The sequence below is a fragment of the Caulobacter sp. GW821-FHT09A05 genome, assembly GCF_059418465.1.
Window position 1 is genome coordinate 39,101 of sequence record NZ_JBWKPX010000008.1, and the last position, 16,188, is coordinate 55,288.

At 68.6% G+C, this 16,188-nt stretch carries 23 protein-coding genes and 1 tRNA gene; 19 read left to right on the forward strand and 5 right to left on the reverse strand.

Annotated features, from left to right (window positions below):
• Positions 1-83 precede the first annotated feature (83 nt).
• Positions 84-914 (forward strand): signal peptidase I, encoded by an 831-nt coding sequence (lepB, locus tag AC07NX_RS09800; protein ID WP_494641342.1) that lies wholly within the window; start codon positions 84-86, stop codon positions 912-914.
• 43 nt (positions 915-957) lie between these two features.
• Here lepB and AC07NX_RS09805 read toward each other — a convergent pair whose 3' ends face one another.
• Positions 958-1,794 (reverse strand): ferredoxin--NADP reductase, encoded by an 837-nt coding sequence (locus tag AC07NX_RS09805; protein ID WP_494641344.1) that lies wholly within the window; start codon positions 1,792-1,794, stop codon positions 958-960.
• A 284-nt stretch (positions 1,795-2,078) separates the two neighbouring features.
• Here AC07NX_RS09805 and AC07NX_RS09810 point away from each other — a divergent pair, with 284 nt between their 5' ends.
• Positions 2,079-2,468, forward strand: a complete 390-nt coding sequence (locus tag AC07NX_RS09810) for a hypothetical protein (RefSeq protein ID WP_494641346.1) — start codon at positions 2,079-2,081, stop codon at positions 2,466-2,468.
• Between the two features lie 4 nt (positions 2,469-2,472).
• Here AC07NX_RS09810 and AC07NX_RS09815 read toward each other — a convergent pair whose 3' ends face one another.
• Positions 2,473-2,643: a hypothetical protein gene (locus AC07NX_RS09815; protein WP_494641348.1), complete on the reverse strand. Its 171-nt coding sequence runs from the start codon at positions 2,641-2,643 to the stop codon at positions 2,473-2,475.
• 360 nt (positions 2,644-3,003) lie between these two features.
• Between AC07NX_RS09815 and AC07NX_RS09820 the strand changes: the two genes are divergently transcribed.
• The 5 genes from AC07NX_RS09820 (at position 3,004) to AC07NX_RS09840 (ending at position 5,570) form a co-directional block, all read left to right on the forward strand.
• A tRNA-Trp gene (locus AC07NX_RS09820) sits at positions 3,004-3,079 on the forward strand.
• A 63-nt stretch (positions 3,080-3,142) separates the two neighbouring features.
• Positions 3,143-3,469, forward strand: coding sequence for a preprotein translocase subunit SecE (gene secE, locus AC07NX_RS09825; RefSeq protein WP_494641350.1), 327 nt, complete (start codon positions 3,143-3,145; stop codon positions 3,467-3,469).
• An 8-nt stretch (positions 3,470-3,477) separates the two neighbouring features.
• Positions 3,478-4,035, forward strand: a complete 558-nt coding sequence (gene nusG / locus AC07NX_RS09830; protein ID WP_035080463.1) for a transcription termination/antitermination protein NusG — start codon at positions 3,478-3,480, stop codon at positions 4,033-4,035.
• Between the two features lie 145 nt (positions 4,036-4,180).
• Positions 4,181-4,933 (forward strand): SDR family NAD(P)-dependent oxidoreductase, encoded by a 753-nt coding sequence (locus tag AC07NX_RS09835; RefSeq protein WP_494641353.1) that lies wholly within the window; start codon positions 4,181-4,183, stop codon positions 4,931-4,933.
• Positions 4,934-4,955: 22 nt separating this feature from the next.
• A complete protein-coding gene (locus AC07NX_RS09840; protein WP_494641355.1) occupies positions 4,956-5,570 on the forward strand; it encodes a 2-hydroxychromene-2-carboxylate isomerase in 615 nt (204 codons plus the stop codon).
• A gap of 168 nt (positions 5,571-5,738) precedes the next feature.
• Here AC07NX_RS09840 and AC07NX_RS09845 read toward each other — a convergent pair whose 3' ends face one another.
• Positions 5,739-6,137 carry a MerR family transcriptional regulator gene (locus AC07NX_RS09845; protein ID WP_494641357.1) on the reverse strand — a complete coding sequence of 133 codons (399 nt, stop codon included), beginning with the start codon at positions 6,135-6,137 and terminating at the stop codon, positions 5,739-5,741.
• Between the two features lie 74 nt (positions 6,138-6,211).
• Here AC07NX_RS09845 and AC07NX_RS09850 point away from each other — a divergent pair, with 74 nt between their 5' ends.
• The 3 genes from AC07NX_RS09850 to AC07NX_RS09860 all read left to right on the forward strand — a co-directional run bounded on the left by AC07NX_RS09850 (position 6,212) and on the right by AC07NX_RS09860 (position 7,791).
• A complete protein-coding gene (locus tag AC07NX_RS09850) occupies positions 6,212-6,961 on the forward strand; it encodes a MauE/DoxX family redox-associated membrane protein (RefSeq protein ID WP_494641359.1) in 750 nt (249 codons plus the stop codon).
• Positions 6,962-7,062: 101 nt separating this feature from the next.
• Positions 7,063-7,293, forward strand: a complete 231-nt coding sequence (locus AC07NX_RS09855; protein ID WP_494641361.1) for a hypothetical protein — start codon at positions 7,063-7,065, stop codon at positions 7,291-7,293.
• A 165-nt stretch (positions 7,294-7,458) separates the two neighbouring features.
• A complete protein-coding gene (locus AC07NX_RS09860) occupies positions 7,459-7,791 on the forward strand; it encodes a GNAT family N-acetyltransferase (RefSeq protein ID WP_494641363.1) in 333 nt (110 codons plus the stop codon).
• An 11-nt stretch (positions 7,792-7,802) separates the two neighbouring features.
• Here AC07NX_RS09860 and AC07NX_RS09865 read toward each other — a convergent pair whose 3' ends face one another.
• Positions 7,803-8,381 carry a TetR/AcrR family transcriptional regulator gene (locus AC07NX_RS09865; RefSeq protein WP_494641365.1) on the reverse strand — a complete coding sequence of 193 codons (579 nt, stop codon included), beginning with the start codon at positions 8,379-8,381 and terminating at the stop codon, positions 7,803-7,805.
• Positions 8,382-8,486: 105 nt separating this feature from the next.
• On the opposite strand from AC07NX_RS09865, the gene AC07NX_RS09870 reads away from it, so the two are divergent.
• The 5 genes from AC07NX_RS09870 (at position 8,487) to AC07NX_RS09890 (ending at position 12,563) form a co-directional block, all read left to right on the forward strand.
• Positions 8,487-9,455, forward strand: a complete 969-nt coding sequence (locus tag AC07NX_RS09870; protein WP_494641367.1) for an SDR family NAD(P)-dependent oxidoreductase — start codon at positions 8,487-8,489, stop codon at positions 9,453-9,455.
• A 409-nt stretch (positions 9,456-9,864) separates the two neighbouring features.
• The gene (rplK, locus tag AC07NX_RS09875) at positions 9,865-10,296 is read left to right on the forward strand and encodes a 50S ribosomal protein L11 (RefSeq protein ID WP_019848602.1); all 432 of its coding nucleotides are present in this window, start codon (positions 9,865-9,867) and stop codon (positions 10,294-10,296) included.
• 4 nt (positions 10,297-10,300) lie between these two features.
• A complete protein-coding gene (gene rplA, locus AC07NX_RS09880) occupies positions 10,301-10,990 on the forward strand; it encodes a 50S ribosomal protein L1 (protein WP_494641369.1) in 690 nt (229 codons plus the stop codon).
• Between the two features lie 137 nt (positions 10,991-11,127).
• Positions 11,128-11,304, forward strand: a complete 177-nt coding sequence (locus AC07NX_RS09885) for a type II toxin-antitoxin system VapB family antitoxin (protein ID WP_494641371.1) — start codon at positions 11,128-11,130, stop codon at positions 11,302-11,304.
• Positions 11,301-12,563, forward strand: coding sequence for a BaiN/RdsA family NAD(P)/FAD-dependent oxidoreductase (locus tag AC07NX_RS09890; RefSeq protein ID WP_494641373.1), 1,263 nt, complete (start codon positions 11,301-11,303; stop codon positions 12,561-12,563). Before AC07NX_RS09885 ends, AC07NX_RS09890 begins: the two co-directional genes overlap by 4 nt.
• Positions 12,564-12,618: 55 nt before the next feature.
• Here AC07NX_RS09890 and AC07NX_RS09895 read toward each other — a convergent pair whose 3' ends face one another.
• On the reverse strand, positions 12,619-13,977 hold the full coding sequence (locus AC07NX_RS09895) for an alpha/beta fold hydrolase (RefSeq protein ID WP_494641375.1): 1,359 nt from the start codon (positions 13,975-13,977) through the stop codon (positions 12,619-12,621).
• Between the two features lie 420 nt (positions 13,978-14,397).
• Here AC07NX_RS09895 and rplJ point away from each other — a divergent pair, with 420 nt between their 5' ends.
• From rplJ to AC07NX_RS09915, 4 genes are all read left to right on the forward strand, one after another.
• Positions 14,398-14,916, forward strand: a complete 519-nt coding sequence (rplJ, locus tag AC07NX_RS09900; RefSeq protein WP_494641377.1) for a 50S ribosomal protein L10 — start codon at positions 14,398-14,400, stop codon at positions 14,914-14,916.
• A gap of 44 nt (positions 14,917-14,960) precedes the next feature.
• Entirely contained in the window at positions 14,961-15,344 is a 384-nt protein-coding gene (gene rplL / locus AC07NX_RS09905; RefSeq protein WP_019848608.1) for a 50S ribosomal protein L7/L12, read from the forward strand.
• A gap of 179 nt (positions 15,345-15,523) precedes the next feature.
• Complete coding sequence (locus tag AC07NX_RS09910; RefSeq protein ID WP_494641379.1) at positions 15,524-15,901, forward strand: hypothetical protein; 378 nt, start codon at positions 15,524-15,526, stop codon at positions 15,899-15,901.
• A 46-nt stretch (positions 15,902-15,947) separates the two neighbouring features.
• Entirely contained in the window at positions 15,948-16,106 is a 159-nt protein-coding gene (locus AC07NX_RS09915; protein WP_494641381.1) for a hypothetical protein, read from the forward strand.
• The last annotated feature ends 82 nt before the right edge of the window (positions 16,107-16,188 follow it).

Here is a 16,188-nt window from a genome sequence, read left to right on the forward strand (position 1 = left end):
TGAGCCATTTGTAACGCGCGTCGCGCGGCCGCGCTGTTATGGTTTTCCGGAACCGCCCTGGAAACGGCCTTGGGGAGATTTCCGTGACGACCAAGCGCGATCCCGACCGCGACGACGGCCCGCGGGGCTGGCTGAGGACCCTCCTGCTGACCCTGGCCATCGTGCTGGTCCCGCGGGTGGTGCTGTGCCAGCCCTTCACCATCCCGTCCGGCTCGATGGAGCCCACCCTGCAGGTCGGCGACTACATCCTGGTCAGCAAGTATCCCTACGGCTGGAGCCGGCATTCGATTCCGTTCAGCCCGCCGCTGCCCGAGGGGCGGCTGCTGGGCCAGGCGCCCCAGCGTGGCGACATCGTGGTGTTCAAGAAGCCCAACGACGGCCGCACCGACGTCATCAAGCGACTGATCGGCCTGCCCGGCGACAAGGTCCAGGTGGTCGAGGGCGTGCCGCTCATCAACGGCCGGCCGGTGCGCCGGGAATGGCTGTCGACCTCGGTCGAGGCCCCGTTCGGCGAGGCGATACCGGTCGGCCGGTTCAGGGAGACCCTGCCCGGCGGCAAGGCCTATCTCACCCACGGCTGGGGCTCGGGCACGCCGGGCGCCAACACCGGGGTCTATGTGGTGCCCCAAGGCTGCTTCTTCATGATGGGCGACAATCGCGACAACAGCCTGGACAGCCGCTTCGACGCCGGCGCGATCCCCAGCGGCCAGTCGTCCTGCGCCTGGGACAGCGCGCTGGACGCCTATTTGCCGCCGGAGCTGGGCATGGGCTACGTGCCGGCCGACGACCTGGTGGGCCGCGCCGAGCTGGTGGTGCTGTCGTTCAAGCCGGGGGCGAGCGTGCTCAAGCCTTGGACCCTGGCGACCCACCTGCGGCCCGAGCGGACGTTCAAGCGGCTGGGCGGATCCATCTGATATCCGCTCATCCCGGCGTTCGCCGGGATGAGCGGGAATTCTATTACCCCACGAACGCCCGCTCGATCACGAAGTCGCCCGGCTCGGCGTTGGAGCCTTCCGTCAGCCCGTGGGCCTCCAGCAGGGCGGCGGTGTCCTTGATCATCGCCATCGAGCCGCACAGCATGGCGCGGTCGTGCTCGGGATCGAACTTCGTCTGCTCCAGGCCGAGGTCGGCGAACAGCTTGCCGCTCTCGATCAGGTCGGTGAACCGGCCCTGGCGCTCGAACGGCTCGCGGGTCACGGTGGGATAGTAGACGAGCTGGGCCCTGGCCTCGTCGCCGACCAGCGGATCGTCGTGGATGTCGGCGGTGAACAGGTCGCGATAGGCCAGTTCCTGCACCTCGCGCACGCCGTGGGCGACGATCACCTGCTCGAAGCGGCTGTAGGCGTCCGGGTCGCGGGCCACCGACAGCCAGGGCGCCAGGCCCGTGCCGGTGCCGAACAGGAACAGGCGCTTGCCCGGGCGGACGGCGTCCAGCACCAGGGTGCCGGTCGGCTTCTTGCCCAACAGGACCTGGTCGCCGGCCTGGATCTGCTGCAGGCGTGAGGTCAGCGGGCCGTCCGGAACCTTGATCGAGAAGAACTCCAGCTCCTCGGCGAAGTGCGGCGAGCCGATCGAATAGGCGCGCAGGATCGGCTTCTTCTCGCCCAGCTCCTCGCGGGGCGGCAGGCCGATCATCACGAACTCGCCCGAGCGGAAGCGGAAGCTGGCCGGGCGGGTGATGGCGAAGCTGAACAGGCGATCCGTCCAGTGCTTGACCCACAGCACGGTCTCGGTGTGCCAGGCGGCTTCCTTCACGGGCGCGGGCGCGGGAGCGGTGGTTTCGATGGCCGTCATAATGTGCGTTTCAAGTCCTGGACGCGCGGCGGACCGCGGAATTCTAAAGTGGCGTCGCCCCGGCCCAGAAGCGACTGCGTCTCATGTGAGCAGACCCGGCCCGATGTCAACTTTGGTGGTCTGAAAGGGCTTTGAGAAAATCTTCCCCAAAAGCGTCAAAATGGCGGGCGCCTGTTTTTTGAACGGTGTCAAAATTGTGATTGCCGCCTCCCCAAACGGGGCGCACTCTTCCTCTTGCTTCCACGCCAGAAGACGGCGCGGAGGCCAATGATACGGAGGAACGTATGCGGGTAAGGTTCGTAAAGGCCGCCGCGGCGGCCAGTCTGTTAGCGTTAAGCGTAGCTGCCTGCGGGCAGGAAACCGGCAATACCGGTCAAAAGGCTCAAACGGTCTCTCTCGAAGGCAAGGCGGTCACCGCCTCCGGCTGCGTGCGGCCGGTGGAATCGACGTCCTGCCTGGTGGTTCGCGGTCCCGGCGGCGGCTACTACGACGTCAGCGGCGCCAGTCCGGCCCCGGATCCCACCAAGGGCGTGGCGATCTCCCTTCAAGGACGCGACCTGGGGGAAAACACCCAGTGCGGCCGCAAGCTCGCGGACGTGAAGTGGTCGTACCTGAACATCCAATGCGCCGCCCTGACCCCGGCGGCCGCGCCGGAAGCGGAAAAGGCCGGCTGACGACTCAGGCTTCGCCGGAGCCCGGATCCGTCCGGGTCTTCGGCGAGTCCGAGCTGCCCTCCGCGCCACGCGGCTCCGTCGCGGGACGAGGCGGCTTGCCGCCTTGGGCGGGACGCTGGTTCTCGTTCTCCACCTCGCGGTTGGACGGCCGGTCCTGGCTGTCGGATATCGGCATGGGCGTCTCCTTGGGGCGTTTCCTTGGGGTGTTTCCTGGGGGCTTCGCCGCGCGGGCCCGTGACGGTCGCCAAGGCCAAACGCGCCGCGCCGGCGGCCGATCCTTCCGGACGTGCGGACCCGAAGCGCCCGGACCGGGCCCCTGGACCTGGCCGAAGAACCGGCCCGGGCCTGAAAGCGCGCGAAGCTGGGCGGCCGAATGCGCGGATCGTGCTCCGGCCGCTTGCCGGGCTCGAACGACCCTGCTAAACGACGCGGCTCTGGCGATGAGACCAACGCGCTGGCGGGCTTCAAAGAGCCTACCGGCGCGATGTTCATTGCTGGAAAGCCGGAATCTCCGCTAAGGGGATCGCGGTTCCGCAGGAGTGTAGCTCAGCTGGTAGAGCATCGGTCTCCAAAACCGAGGGTCGTGGGTTCGAGTCCCTCCACTCCTGCCACTATATGTCATCGGTCACCCGGCTTTCGGGCTGACCTATCGAAAGTCGCGAGCCTCTTAAGTCATGGCCAGGAAACCGGGTTCTAGCCCGTCTGCGATCAAGAACCGCGCCGCGAAGACGGCCGCGGCGCTCGCGCCTTCCGCTCAGGGGGGCGCCGCCACCGCCGCCGCCAAGGCTCCGGCCACGCCGAAGAAGCCGATCAACCCGGTCCGCTTCGCGCAGGAAGTCCGCGCCGAAGCCCGCAAGATCACCTGGACCACCCGCAAGGAGACCTGGATCACCTCGGTGATGGTCTTCATCATGGTGGTCCTGGCCTCGCTGTTCTTCACCTTCGCCGACTGGATCCTGGGGTTGGGCGCCAACCTGCTCCTCAAGATCGCCGCGGGATAAGAAACATCATGAGCACCGACACCGCGCCCAATCCGAACCACAAGTGGTACATCGTCCACGCCTACTCGAACTTCGAGAAGAAGGTGGCCGAGAGCATCCGCGAACAGGCCAAGAGCCATGGCCTGGAAGACAGCTTCTCCGAGATCCTGGTTCCGACCGAGGACGTCGTCGAGATCCGTCGCGGCCGCAAGGTCAACGCCGAGCGCAAGTTCTTCCCCGGCTACGTGCTGGTGAAGATGAACCTCTCGGACGAAGCCTATCACCTGATCAAGAACACCCCGAAGGTCACGGGCTTCCTGGGCAGCGCCTCCAAGCCGCAGCCGGTCTCCGAAAAGGAAGTCCAGCGCATCATCGGCACGATCGAGGAAGGCGTCGAGCGTCCCAAGACCGTGGTGCTGTTCGAGGTCGGCGAGAACGTCCGCGTCACCGACGGCCCGTTCGCCAGCTTCAACGGCTCGGTCGAGCAGGTCGACGAGGAGCGGGCCCGCCTGCGCGTCACCGTCTCGATCTTCGGCCGCGCCACCCCGGTGGAACTGGAATACAGCCAGGTCGAGAAGATCGCCTAAGGGCGGCTTCGCAGTCGAAGCTTTCGAAAACCCCGCGCCGGAAACGGCGCGGGGTTTTTGCTTTTTGGGCCCGCCGTCGTCGCGGGCTTTGACTCCGTTCGGATTCAGGACGAACCTCCTCGCCAACGAGATCGAGGGAGTGGCCATGTCGGAAGTCGCGGAGCAGACCGGCAAGGGCGCGTGCCTAGTGGTGGGCGCGGGCGACGGGGTCGGCGGGGCGATCGCCCGGGCCTTCGCCGCCGAGGGCTATACGGTCTGCATCACCCGCCGGCCGCGCCATCTCGACCAACTGGAAGCCCTGGCCGCCTCGATCCGCGAGGGCGGCGGATCGGCGCGGGCCTTCGGCGTCGACGCCCGCGTCGAGGCCGAGATGATCGCCCTGGTCGACACCATCGAGGCCGAGGTCGGACCGCTGACGGTGATGGTGTTCAACATCGGCGCGAACGTGCGGTTCTCGATCACGGAAACCACGGCCCAGGTGTTCAGCAAGGTCTGGGAGATGGCCTGTTTCGCCGGCTTCCTGGCCGGGCGCGAGGCCGCCCGGGTGATGACGCCGCGCGGGCGCGGGACCATCCTGTTCACCGGAGCCAGCGCCAGTCTGCGCGGCAAGGACGGTTTCGCGGCCTTCGCCTCGGCCAAGGCCGGCCTGCGGGCCGTGGCCCAGAGCATGGCGCGCGAGCTGGGGCCCCGGGGCCTGCACGTGGCCCATGTGGTGGTGGACGGCGCGATCGACGGGGTCTTCACCCGCTCGATGCGTGACGACGTCCAGGGCCTGCTGGACCGCGACGAGATCCTCAAGCCCGACGACATCGCCGCGAACTTCGTCTGGCTGCATCGCCAGCCGCGCTCGGCCTGGACTCACGAGATCGACCTGCGCCCCCATTCTGAAACCTGGTAGGGGACGAGAGCTGGTGAGCGCCATGACCAAGACCGCCAAGACCGTCGAGTTCATCTTCGATTTCGGCAGCCCCAACGCCTATCTGGCTTACAAGGTGCTGCCGGATATCGCCGCGCGGACCGGCGCGGGCGTGGTCCTGCTGCCGTGCCTGCTGGGCGGCATCTTCAAGCTGACCGGCAACCAGGCCCCGATGGTCGCGTTCGGCGGGGTGAAGGGCAAGATGCAGTACGAGATGCTGGAAACCCGGCGCTTCATCGAGGCCCACGGCCTGGGCGCCTTCCGCTTCAATCCCCACTTCCCGGTCAATACCCTTCTGTTGATGCGCGGCATGGTCGCCGCCCAGCGTGAGGGCGTGGGCGAGGCCTATCTGGACGCCATGCTGCGCGGCATGTGGGAGGCGGGGCTGAAGCTGGACGATCCGGCGGTGTTCACCGCCGCGGCCGACGCGGCGGGCCTGGACGGGGCGGCCCTGCTGGCGGGCGCCGCCGATCCCGAGGTCAAGGCGCAGCTGGCGGCCCATACCGACGCGGCCGTGGCGCGCGGCGTGTTCGGCATCCCCACCTTCTTCGTCGGCGACGAGATGTTCTTCGGCAAGGAGCGCCTGGGCCAGGTCGAGGCGGAGTTGATGAAGGGCTAGGATTTCACCGCGGACCGCCCCTCAAGGGTTGTCATCCCGGAAGCCTCGCAGAGGCTGTCCGGGACCCAGGTGAACCGCAACGCATTCGCCCAGTCCCCTGGGTCCCGGACAAGCCCTCCGCGCTTTCCGGGATGACAACTGTTGGAGCCGCTTCGCGGGATGCCGCCCTCACGCCCGCTCGAACGCCGACAGGATCGGGCAGGGGCCCGCGGTGGTCTCGCCGCAGGCGCGAGCCAGCCGCTTCAGCGCGTCGCGGGCCGCCTGGAGCTCGACGATCCTGGCGTCGAGCGCCGCGATCCGTTCCAGGGCCAGGCCCCGGGCCCGAGCATGGTCGTCGCTGGCGTCCAGGGCCAGCAGTTCGGCGATCTGCTCCAGGGTGAAGCCGGCGGCCTGGGCCGCGCGGATGAAGCGCAGGCGATGAACGTCGGCCTCGCCATAACGCCGGACGCCACCCGAAGAGCCACCGCCGTCTGGCCGCGCCGGCTGCTCCAGCAGGCCGCGCCGCTGGTAGTAGCGCACGGTCTCCACGCCCACCCCGCCCGCCTGGGCCAGTTCCCCGATCTTCATCCCTTGACTCCGTACCATGGTACGGAACCCATATGAGCGGGGTCCCCGCCTCGGGACAAGCCGGAGACCCCGCGATGACCGCCGCCTCGACCACCCCGCGCACCGCCGTCCTCCACCGGATGGTCACCGACCAGCACATCTGCCCCTGGGGCCTGCGCGCCAAGGACCTGCTGCGTCGCCGGGGCTATGCGGTCGAGGACCACCTGCTGACGACGCGCGAGGAGATCGACGTCTTCAAGGCCGCCCACGGGGTGGCGACCACGCCCCAGGCCTTCATCGACGGCCGCAGGATCGGCGGCTACGACGACCTGCGCCGCCATTTCGGCCTGAAGGTGCGCGATCCCAAGGCCCTGACCTATACGCCGGTGATCGCGGTGTTCGCCGTCACCGCCCTGATGGCCCTGGCCGCCAGCCACGCCCTGAGCGGCCAGGCCCTGACCGTCCACGCGGTCCAGTGGTTCATCGCCTTTTCGATGTGCGTGCTGGGTTTGCTGAAGCTGCGCGACGTCGAGACCTTCTCGACCATGTTCCTGGGCTATGACCTGCTGGCCCAGCGCTGGCCGCCCTATGCCCGGATCTATCCGTTCGCCGAGGTCGGGGCGGGGGTGCTGATGGTCGCCGGGGCCCTGACCTGGCTGTCGGCCCCCGTGGCGCTGTTCATCGGGACTGTCGGGGCGGCGTCGGTGTTCAAGGCCGTCTATATCGACAAGCGCGCGCTGAAATGCGCCTGCGTCGGCGGCGACAGCAACGTGCCGCTGGGCTTCGTGTCGCTGACCGAGAACCTGATGATGGTGGCCATGGCCATCTGGATGCTGGCGATGTAGCGGCCTTACGGCCCGCTTACGCCGGCGGCGCGGAGCCGAATGGAGCCTTTACGCGGGGCGGCGCGACATTGGCGAGACCTTCTCCATTCGGGACCCGTCCGATGTCCGCCTTTCATTGCAAGCTCGCCTCCCTGGCCCTGGCGCTCGCCGCGGTCGCAGGCTTCGTCCTGCTGCTGGTCCTGGCCGCCCAGCATCCGCACGCCGCGCCCCTGCTGCGCATCCTGGCCTTCCTGTGGCTGATCTCGGCCGGGGCGTCGAAGCTGGTCTTCGACCTGACCGAGGCGGTCGGGCGCGGGGATGACGCCAAGCCGTTGCGCCGCGCCAAGGAATAGCGAGGATACGCCGCGACATCGCCGCTTTCAGGACCCCGACCATGGCCGACCTCGCGATCCGCCCCGTGACCCGCGCGGATCGACGCCTGGGCGCCGCTGTGGGACGGCTACAACGCCTTCTACGGCCGGTCGGGCGACACGGCCCTGGATCCGGCGGTCACCGCCATGACCTGGAGCCGATTCTTCGACGCCTACGAGCCCGTCCACGCCCTGGTCGCCGAACAGGACGGCCGCCTGCTGGGCCTGGTCCACTACCTGTTCCATCGCAGCACCACGGCGATCGAGCCCAACTGCTACCTGCAGGACCTGTTCACGGCGGTCGAGGCGCGGGGGCGGGGCGTCGGCCGGGCCCTGATCGCGGCGGTGTACGACGCGGCGAAGGCGGTGGGGGCGTCGCGGGTCTACTGGCAGACCCACGAGACCAACGACACGGCGATGACGCTGTACGACCAGGTCGCCGACAGGTCGGGGTTCCTGGTCTATCGCAAGCTGCTCTGACGCCTCAGGCGCTACTTCGCCCTCAGTCCCGCCATCATCACGCTCAGCAGTCGCCGCGCGCCGGCGTCCCAGCCGGGCTGCTCGTAGCCGAGGCTGAGGCCGCTCATCATCCTGAGGATGTCCTCGAAGCCGATGTCGGACCGGATGTCGCCGGCGGCGCGGGCGGCCTCGGTGAGGCGCTCCAGAGACGACAGGATGGTCGCGCCGGAACTGGCGTAGAGTTTCGAGCCTTCGCCGGAATCGGCGCGCAGGGCCGGCGCCACGACGCGCTTGGTGGCCATGTAGTCGATCAGCAGGTCCAGCCAGGCCTCCAGCGCCTCGCCGGCCGAGCCCCGGGCCAGCAAGGCGTCGGCCGAGGCGGCCAGCTGCGCGATCTCCCGGGCGTAGACCGCCGCGACCAGGGCCTCCCGCGTCGGGAAGTGACGGTAGAGCGTGCCGATGCCCACGCCGGCCCGGCGCGCGATCTCTTCCAGCGGGGCGTCCGCGCCGAGTTCGGCGAAGGCCGCCTTGGCCGCCGCCAGCAGGAGGTCGCGGTTGCGAAGGCTGTCGGCGCGCGGTTTGCGCGGCTTGGATTCGGAATCTTCGGGCATCGGCCTTGAAAAGCGGAGGGTTCCTCCGAATATGTATCCGGAGCCTTCCTCCATTTAACCCTCCCGGCGGGCTCGGACAACAACCCTGCAAGGGAATCGAGAGTCATGAGCAAGCCATTCGGCGCCAAATCCACCACCGAGGACGTCCTGGCCGGCGTCGACCTGTCGGGCAAGCGCGTCCTGGTCACCGGCGTTTCGGCCGGCCTGGGCGTCGAGACCGCCCGTGTCCTGGCCGCCCACGGCGCGGAGGTCGTCGGGGCGGCCCGCGACCTGGCCAAGGCCGAAGGCGCGACCGCCGTCGTCCGCGAAGCCGCCGCCGGGAGCGGCGGTTCGCTGGCGCTGGTCGAGCTGGACCTGGCGAACCTGAAGAGCGTGCGCGCCTGCGCCGACGCCCTGGTCGCTGATGGGCGGGCGTTCGACCTGGTCATCGCCAACGCCGGGGTGATGGCGCCCCCGTTCGGCAAGACCGCCGACGGCTTCGAGACCCAGTTCGGGACCAACCACCTGGGCCACTTCGTGCTGATCAACCGCATCGCCTCGTTGCTGAAGGCGGGATCGCGCGTGGTGTCGCTGGCCTCGGCCGGCCACCGCTTCTCGGACGTGAACCTCGAGGACCCCAACTTCGAGACCACCGAGTACGTGCCGTTCGAGGCCTATGGCCGGTCCAAGACCGCCAACATCCTGTTCGCCGTCGAGTTCGACCGCCGCCACAAGGGTCGCGGCGTGCGCGCCGCGGCCGTCCATCCGGGCGGCATCCAGACCGAACTGACCCGTCACCTGGACCCGGCCTTCATCCAGCAGTGGGTCGACCAGTTGAACGCCCAGGCCGCCGCCGAAGGCAACCCGCCGATCGAGTGGAAGACCATTCCGCAGGGCGCGGCCACCAGCGTCTGGGCCGGGGTCGTGGCGCCGGTCGAAGAGGTCGCCGGCCGCTATTGCGAGGATTGCCACGTGGCCGAGCTGGTCGAGGACGCTGCGCAGATCCGCGCCGGCGTGCGGTCCTACGCCCTCGACCCGGCCCGCGCCCAGGCGCTGTGGGCGCTGAGCGAACGGATGGTCGGCGAGACGTTCTAGGTCCGAAGCGCGTCCCCTTCTCCCTCGGGAGGGGGCTTTCTCATAGGATCCAAAACGGCTGTCATCCCGGACGAGCGCGCAGCGCGAAGATCCGGGACCGGGGCGTGAACGCTGGCGTTTGCGGCGGTCCCGGATCGGCGCTCGGCTCCGCCGAGCTTGTCCGGGATGACAGACTCTATTCGGAGCATAGGCGATCGCCCTGCCCTGGAGGGGGCTTCGCCGGGCCGGCCCGCTGGACTCCCCGCACCCCACCTGCTACATGCCGCGCCTTCGCCCCAGGACCCTGTCCCGGGGCGTGCTTGTCGTTAGCCTTCCTGGGCGCGGCGAGATCAAATCCGTGGGAGGGCCGCCAGCCCGCACCACGGCCAACCAGCGAAGGCCGCTAACCCGGCTTTCATGAGAGGATACAATGGCTAAGAAGATCCTGGGCTATATCAAGCTCCAGGTGAAGGCCGGCTCCGCCACGCCTTCACCGCCCATCGGCCCGGCTCTGGGTCAGCGCGGCGTCAACATCATGGGCTTCTGCAAGGAGTTCAACGCGCGCACCGAGAACGTCGAAAAGGGCACCCCCCTGCCGACCGTCATCACGGTCTATCAGGACAAGTCGTTCACCTTCGTCACCAAGACGCCCCCGGCGACGCACTATCTGAAGCAGATCACCGGCCTGAAGTCGGGCGCCAAGCTGACCGGTCGCGAGACCGTCGGCCAGGTCACCCGCACCCAGCTGCGCGAGATCGCCGAAAAGAAGATGAAGGACCTGAACGCCAACGATCTCGAGGCCGCGGCCAAGATCATCGAAGGCTCCGCCAAGGCCATGGGCCTGAAGATCGTGGAGGCCTAAGACCATGGCCAAGCAACCCAAGCGCATCCAGGCCTGGACCGGCGATCGTGACGCCACCCACGCCGTCGCCGAAGCCATCGCCCTGGTCAAGGCCAACGCCAAGGCCAAGTTCGACGAGTCCGTCGAGATCTCGGTCAACCTCGGCGTCGACCCGCGCCACGCCGACCAGCAGGTCCGCGGCGTCGTGAACCTGCCGTCGGGCACCGGCCGCGACGTTCGCGTCGCCGTCTTCGCCAAGGACGCCAAGGCGGCCGAAGCCACCGCGGCGGGCGCCGAGCACGTCGGCGCCGAAGACCTGTACGAAAAGATCGCCGGCGGCTTCATGGACTTCGATCGCGTCATCGCGACCCCGGACATGATGGCCCTGGTCGGTCGCCTCGGTAAGGTGCTGGGCCCGCGCGGCCTGATGCCGAACCCGAAGGTCGGCACCGTGACCCCGAACGTCGGCCAGGCCGTGAAGGACGCCAAGGGCGGCGCCGTCGAGTTCCGCGTCGAGAAGGCGGGCATCGTCCACGCCGGCATCGGCAAGGTCTCGTTCAGCGACGAAGCCCTGCTGGTCAACGTCAAGGCCCTGGTCGAAGCGCTGAACCGCGCCAAGCCGACCGGCGCCAAGGGCGTCTATGTCAAGCGTATCGGCCTGTCGTCGACGATGGGCCCGGGCTTCAAGGTCGATATCGCTTCGGTCAACGCCTGAGCCTTCGACACCTGAGCTAAGCGAGCGGGCGCTGGAGCGATCCAGCGCCCGCTTTGCGTTCGGGCGGTGAGTTGGTTGGCGGGTTTGCCGATGATAGCTTCGGACCCGCATTCTCGCATTCCGAAGGCGAACTTCAGATGGCCATTCATGTCGCGAACCCGGAAGTCTGCGCTCTGGTGAAACTCTTCGCCAAGGAGCGGGGTGTGAGTATGAGCCAAGCCGTGAAAATCGCCGTCAAGGAGGCCCTTGCCGCAAGGGACCAGCCGACGAGCGAGGTTGAGGCGGATAGCGCAGCGACCCATCACTCCACGTGATTGAAAGATTTAATCCAGACGTCGCCGTGGTCGGCGGCGGGCCGGCCGGGCTGATGGCGGCCGAGGTGCTGAGCGGCGCCGGACTGTCCGTGGCGGTGTACGAGCGGATGCCGACCCTGGGCCGCAAGTTCTTGATGGCCGGGCGTGGCGGGCTGAACCTGACCCATTCGGAGGACTTCGAGCGGTTCGCCGGGCGCTATGGCGCGGCGAGCTCACGGCTGCGGCCGATGCTGGAGGCCTTCACCCCGGCCGACCTCGTGGCCTGGGCCGAGGGGCTGGGGCAGGCGACCTTCGTCGGCAGCAGCGGCCGGGTGTTTCCCAAGGCGCTGAAGGCCTCGCCCCTGCTACGGGCCTGGATCGCACGGCTGGAGGAGCAGGGCGTGGCGCTGAACCTCCGCTCGGCCTGGACCGGCTGGAACGCGGCTGGAGACCTGGCCTTCGACACGCCGGACGGGCCGCGCGCCGTGCGGCCGCGCGCCACGATCCTGGCCCTGGGCGGGGCCAGCTGGGCCAGGCTCGGTTCGGACGGGGCCTGGACGCCGCTGCTGACGGCGCGCGGCGCGGCCGTGGCGCCGTTCCGGCCGGCCAATGTCGGCTTCACCGTGGCCTGGACGCAGGTGTTCCGCGAGCGGTTCGCCGGCGCGCCCCTGAAGAATGTCGCCCTGAGCTTTGAGGGACGGACCTCGCGCGGCGACGCCCTGGCGGCGGGCTACGGCCTGGAGGGCGGGGCGGTCTATGCGCTTTCGGCCCGCCTGCGCGACGCGATCCAGGCGCGGGGCGCGGCGACCCTGGCCATCGACCTGCGCCCCGACGTTCCGCTGGCCCAGTTGACCGCGCGCCTGACCAAGCCGCGCGGCGGCCAGTCGCTGTCGAGCTGGCTGCGCAAGGCCGCCCATCTGTCGCCGGTCGAGATCGGCCTGCTGCGCGAGGCGCACGGCCTGGCCCTGCCGATCGCGCCCGACGCCCTGGCGGCGGCGATCAAGGCCGCGCCGATCGTGCTGACCGGGACGCAGGGCCTGGAGCGGGCGATCTCTTCGGCCGGAGGCCTGTCGTTCGAGGCGCTGGACGGCCTGGAGCTGAGGGCCGCGCCCGGCGTGTTCGTGGCCGGCGAGATGCTGGACTGGGAAGCCCCGACCGGCGGCTACCTGCTGCAGGCCTGTTTCGCGACGGGCGTGGCGGCGGCGCGGGCGGTGGTGGAGCGGCTCGCGCAGACCCCCTCCGGCCCTTCGGGCCACCTTCCCCAGAGGGGGAGGATCTAATTGGAGCGGCTGCTCCCCCTCTGGAGGAGCTGTCGGCGAAGCCGACTGAGGGGGACTACGGCTTCATCGCCCCTCTGATCTTCGCCGCGACCGCCTCGATTGCCTTCGGATCGCCCCTGGCGTTCTCGACGAACATCAGCGGCTTGCCGGCCACGCGCGGAATGACGTGGATGTGCAGGTGCGGCACGCTCTGGCCGACGCCGTTGTTCTGGACGATCGTGAAGCCCTCGACGCCCAGGCCGTCGACCTGGGCCTGGCCGACCCGGGCGGCCGCGGCCATCAGCCGCGACAGGTCCTGGGGCGAGATCTCCAGCAGGTTCCGCGCCTTGGAGGTCTTGGAGATCACCAGCACGTGGCCGGGCTCGGCCGGGGCGTGGTCCATGAAGGCCAGCACCTGGTCGTCCTCGTAGACCTTGGCGACGGGGATCTCGCCACGGATGATCCTGGCGAACGGGTTGGTCTCGTCATAGGCCGCCTTCAGCGGGATGCCCGGCGTGCCGACTTGGGCCGAGGCCGGGTCGAACCGCCCCAGCCAGCGGATCACCTCGGCCTCCAGCGCGATGCGGCTGTCGGAGAAGCTGTGATCGGTGTCCATGTAGGTTTCGGTCAGCGCCCTGGCCTGGGCCTGGCGGGCGGCGGCGGCCAGCTTGCGGGTGGTGGGCGCGCCGGCGTGCTCGGCGCCGATCAGCAGCAGCGGCCGGTCGGCGATGCGGGCGCTCAGCGCCTCGAGGTCCAGCTTGGCGGAGGTGGTCTCGATCTCCTTGGCCAGCAGCTCGGCGCTGGTTCCGGCCAGGGGCGGGGTGCTTTCCCGCAGGCCCTCCAGCGCCGCCTTGCGCTTGGCGGGATCGACGAGGTCGGCCTTCTGCTTGCCGATGTCCCAGGCGTCGATCAGGATCGCGCCCGCCGCCTTGGGATCGGCGGCGACCGCGTCGGCGGCCATGAAGCCGCCCATGCTGTGGCCGGCCACCACGATCCGGCTCGGGTCGATCCGGTACCTGGCGACATTGGCCGGGTCGCGCAGGAAGGCCAGGGCGGCCTCGCCGTCGGCCCGGCTGCTGGCGAACGAGAACTTGCCCGGGCTGCCCCACGCGCCGCGATAGTTGATCCGCATCACGTTCCAGCCGGCCCGGCGGACGGCCTGCATCAGGTCGATATTGGTCTCGTTGCCGGGGAAGCCGTGCAGCATCAGCATCGTCGGATGCGGCTGGTCGCCCGAGGCCAGGTACATCATGGCGTTGACCCGCACGCCCCCGGTCGGGACCGTGAAGACCGCCATGTCCGCCGGATGGGCCGGATCGCGAGCCGGATCGGCGATGACGGCCTTGGGGATCGGCGCGAAGCGCGGCTCGGCGTGGGCGGGCGCCAGGCCGATCAGCATCAGGGCGGCCAGGCCGGCGGTGAACGTGCGCTTCATCGGTGGGGTCCCCCTCGGTGTCCGCTTTTGTTATCCACAAGGCGCGGCGAGGGCCAGCCCCGGTCCATCCCCCTTCCAAGCCTGGCGACGTCCGGCGTCGGGCGGCAAGGGGATGGCGGGTTGAAATCCGTCTCCAAACCGTCTATACGCCGCCCCTTCTCCGCTGGGCTCGCCCGGCGGCGATCCTGTTTGAGAACTGCGGGGCGTGGGGTCACCAGCGCCATAATCGAGGAAGAGCCCTTCCTCGCCGTCGGGAGACAGGGATGGACAAGACCACGCAATTCCTCCTCTCGGGATGGGACGCGCGGCTGACTTTCCTTGGAACAGGCTGATGCAACTCGCGTGCGGGAGCGATCCCGCGTGGGACGCGCATTTGGCTGCCGGAATGGTCCGGCCGCTGTAATTGAGTAGGAGACCGCAATGGACCGCGCTCAAAAGCAGGAGTCGATCGAGTCGCTGAAAAGCGTCTTCGCCGACGCCGGCGCTGTCGTCGTGACCCACTATTCGGGCATGACCGTTGCGGAAATGACTGAACTGCGCGCCCGCCTCCGCAAGGAAGAGGGCACGTTCCAGGTGGTGAAGAACACCCTGGTCCAGAAGGCGCTGAACGGCTCGATCGGCGAAAAGGGCGACGCCCTGTTCACCGGCCCGGTCGCCATCGCCTACGGCCAGGATCCTGTTTCGGCCGCCAAGATCGTCACCCAGTACGCCAAGGAAAACGACAAGCTGAAGCTGGTCGGCGGCATCCTGGGCCAGACGACTGTTCTGGACGAAGCCGCGGTGCGGGCGCTCGCCACGCTGCCGTCGCTCGACCAGATCCGTGGCAAGCTCATCGGCCTCATCCAGGCTCCGGCGACCAAGATCGCTGGCGTCCTGCAGGCCCCGGCTGGCCAACTGGCGCGCGTCTTCAACGCCTATGCGACCAAAGACGCCGCGTAACGGTCATCTCCGCATAAATCCCTCATCCTCTAAGGAACTTACACATGTCCAAGCTCGAAAAGCTGGTTGAAGAACTGTCCACCCTGTCGGTCCTGGAAGCCGCTGAGCTCTCCAAGCTGCTCGAAGAAAAGTGGGGCGTCTCGGCCGCCGCGCCGGTCGCCGTCGCCGCTGTCGGCGGCGCCGCCGCTGCTCCGGCCGAAGCCGCCGAAGAGCAAACCGAATTCACCGTCGTCCTGACGGACGGTGGCGACAAGAAGATCAACGTGATCAAGGAAGTCCGCGGCGTTCGTCCGGACCTGGGCCTGAAGGAAGCCAAGGACCTGGTCGAAGGCGCTCCGCAGAACGTCGTCGAAAACGTTTCGAAGCAAGTCGCCGAAGAAGTCGCCAAGAAGCTGACCGAAGCCGGCGCCAAGGTCACCGTGAAGTAATTCACGTCCCCGTGCCTCGCGCATGGGGGACCTGCCGGCGTCAGTTCTCTGACGCACGCGTTGACGGCCCCGGAGGGAAACCTCCGGGGCCGTTTTCGTTCGCCCTCCGCCTTGGCTGCGTCATTCTGGCACGGTCGTTGCTGGCCGGTCGCGCATACACGCGGCGGTGGAGAGCGACCATGGCGATCTCGGGGGTTTCGGGCGGCTATTCGACGTGGAGCCCGCTCGGCGCGGCGTCCGTCCATAAGGCGTCGACCACGGCGATCGAGACCGCCAGCGACCTGGACAAGGTCCGCGACAAGGGCCTGGTGGCCTTCGCCAGGGAGGCCAAGAAGGACGCCTGGGAGGAAAGGCTCAAGGCGTGGAAGGCCGAAGCGATGAAGAACGCGGGCCTGACCGAGGAGAGCCTGGCGGCGATGTCGCCCGACCAGCGCACCGCGGCGCTGCAGCGGATCGACGAGGCCGTGAAGGCCAGGATCAAGGACGCCATGGACGGCGCCAAGGCCCAGACCAAGAACGGCCTGGCCGTGCCCAACTTCGTGGACTTCAGCGTCTAGGTCCGGGGCGCGGCAACCCTTGCCGCGCGATGAGCGTTATCTGCCGATGCTGAAGCTGGCCGGAATCCTGCTGGTCCTGATGATCGTGTTCGGCGTGCTGGGCTTTGTCGTCGACGTGGCCGGCGGCCTGGCCAAGATCGCGTTCTTCGTCTGCCTGATCGGCCTGGCCCTCTCGCTGGTCGGCAAGGCGGTCCGACGCGGCTGAGCGTCATTGTTGGTATCAATCCTGTTGACGCTGCCCAGCCGCATCTCTAGCCATGCGCTCCAAGAGATAGCGGTAACATTTC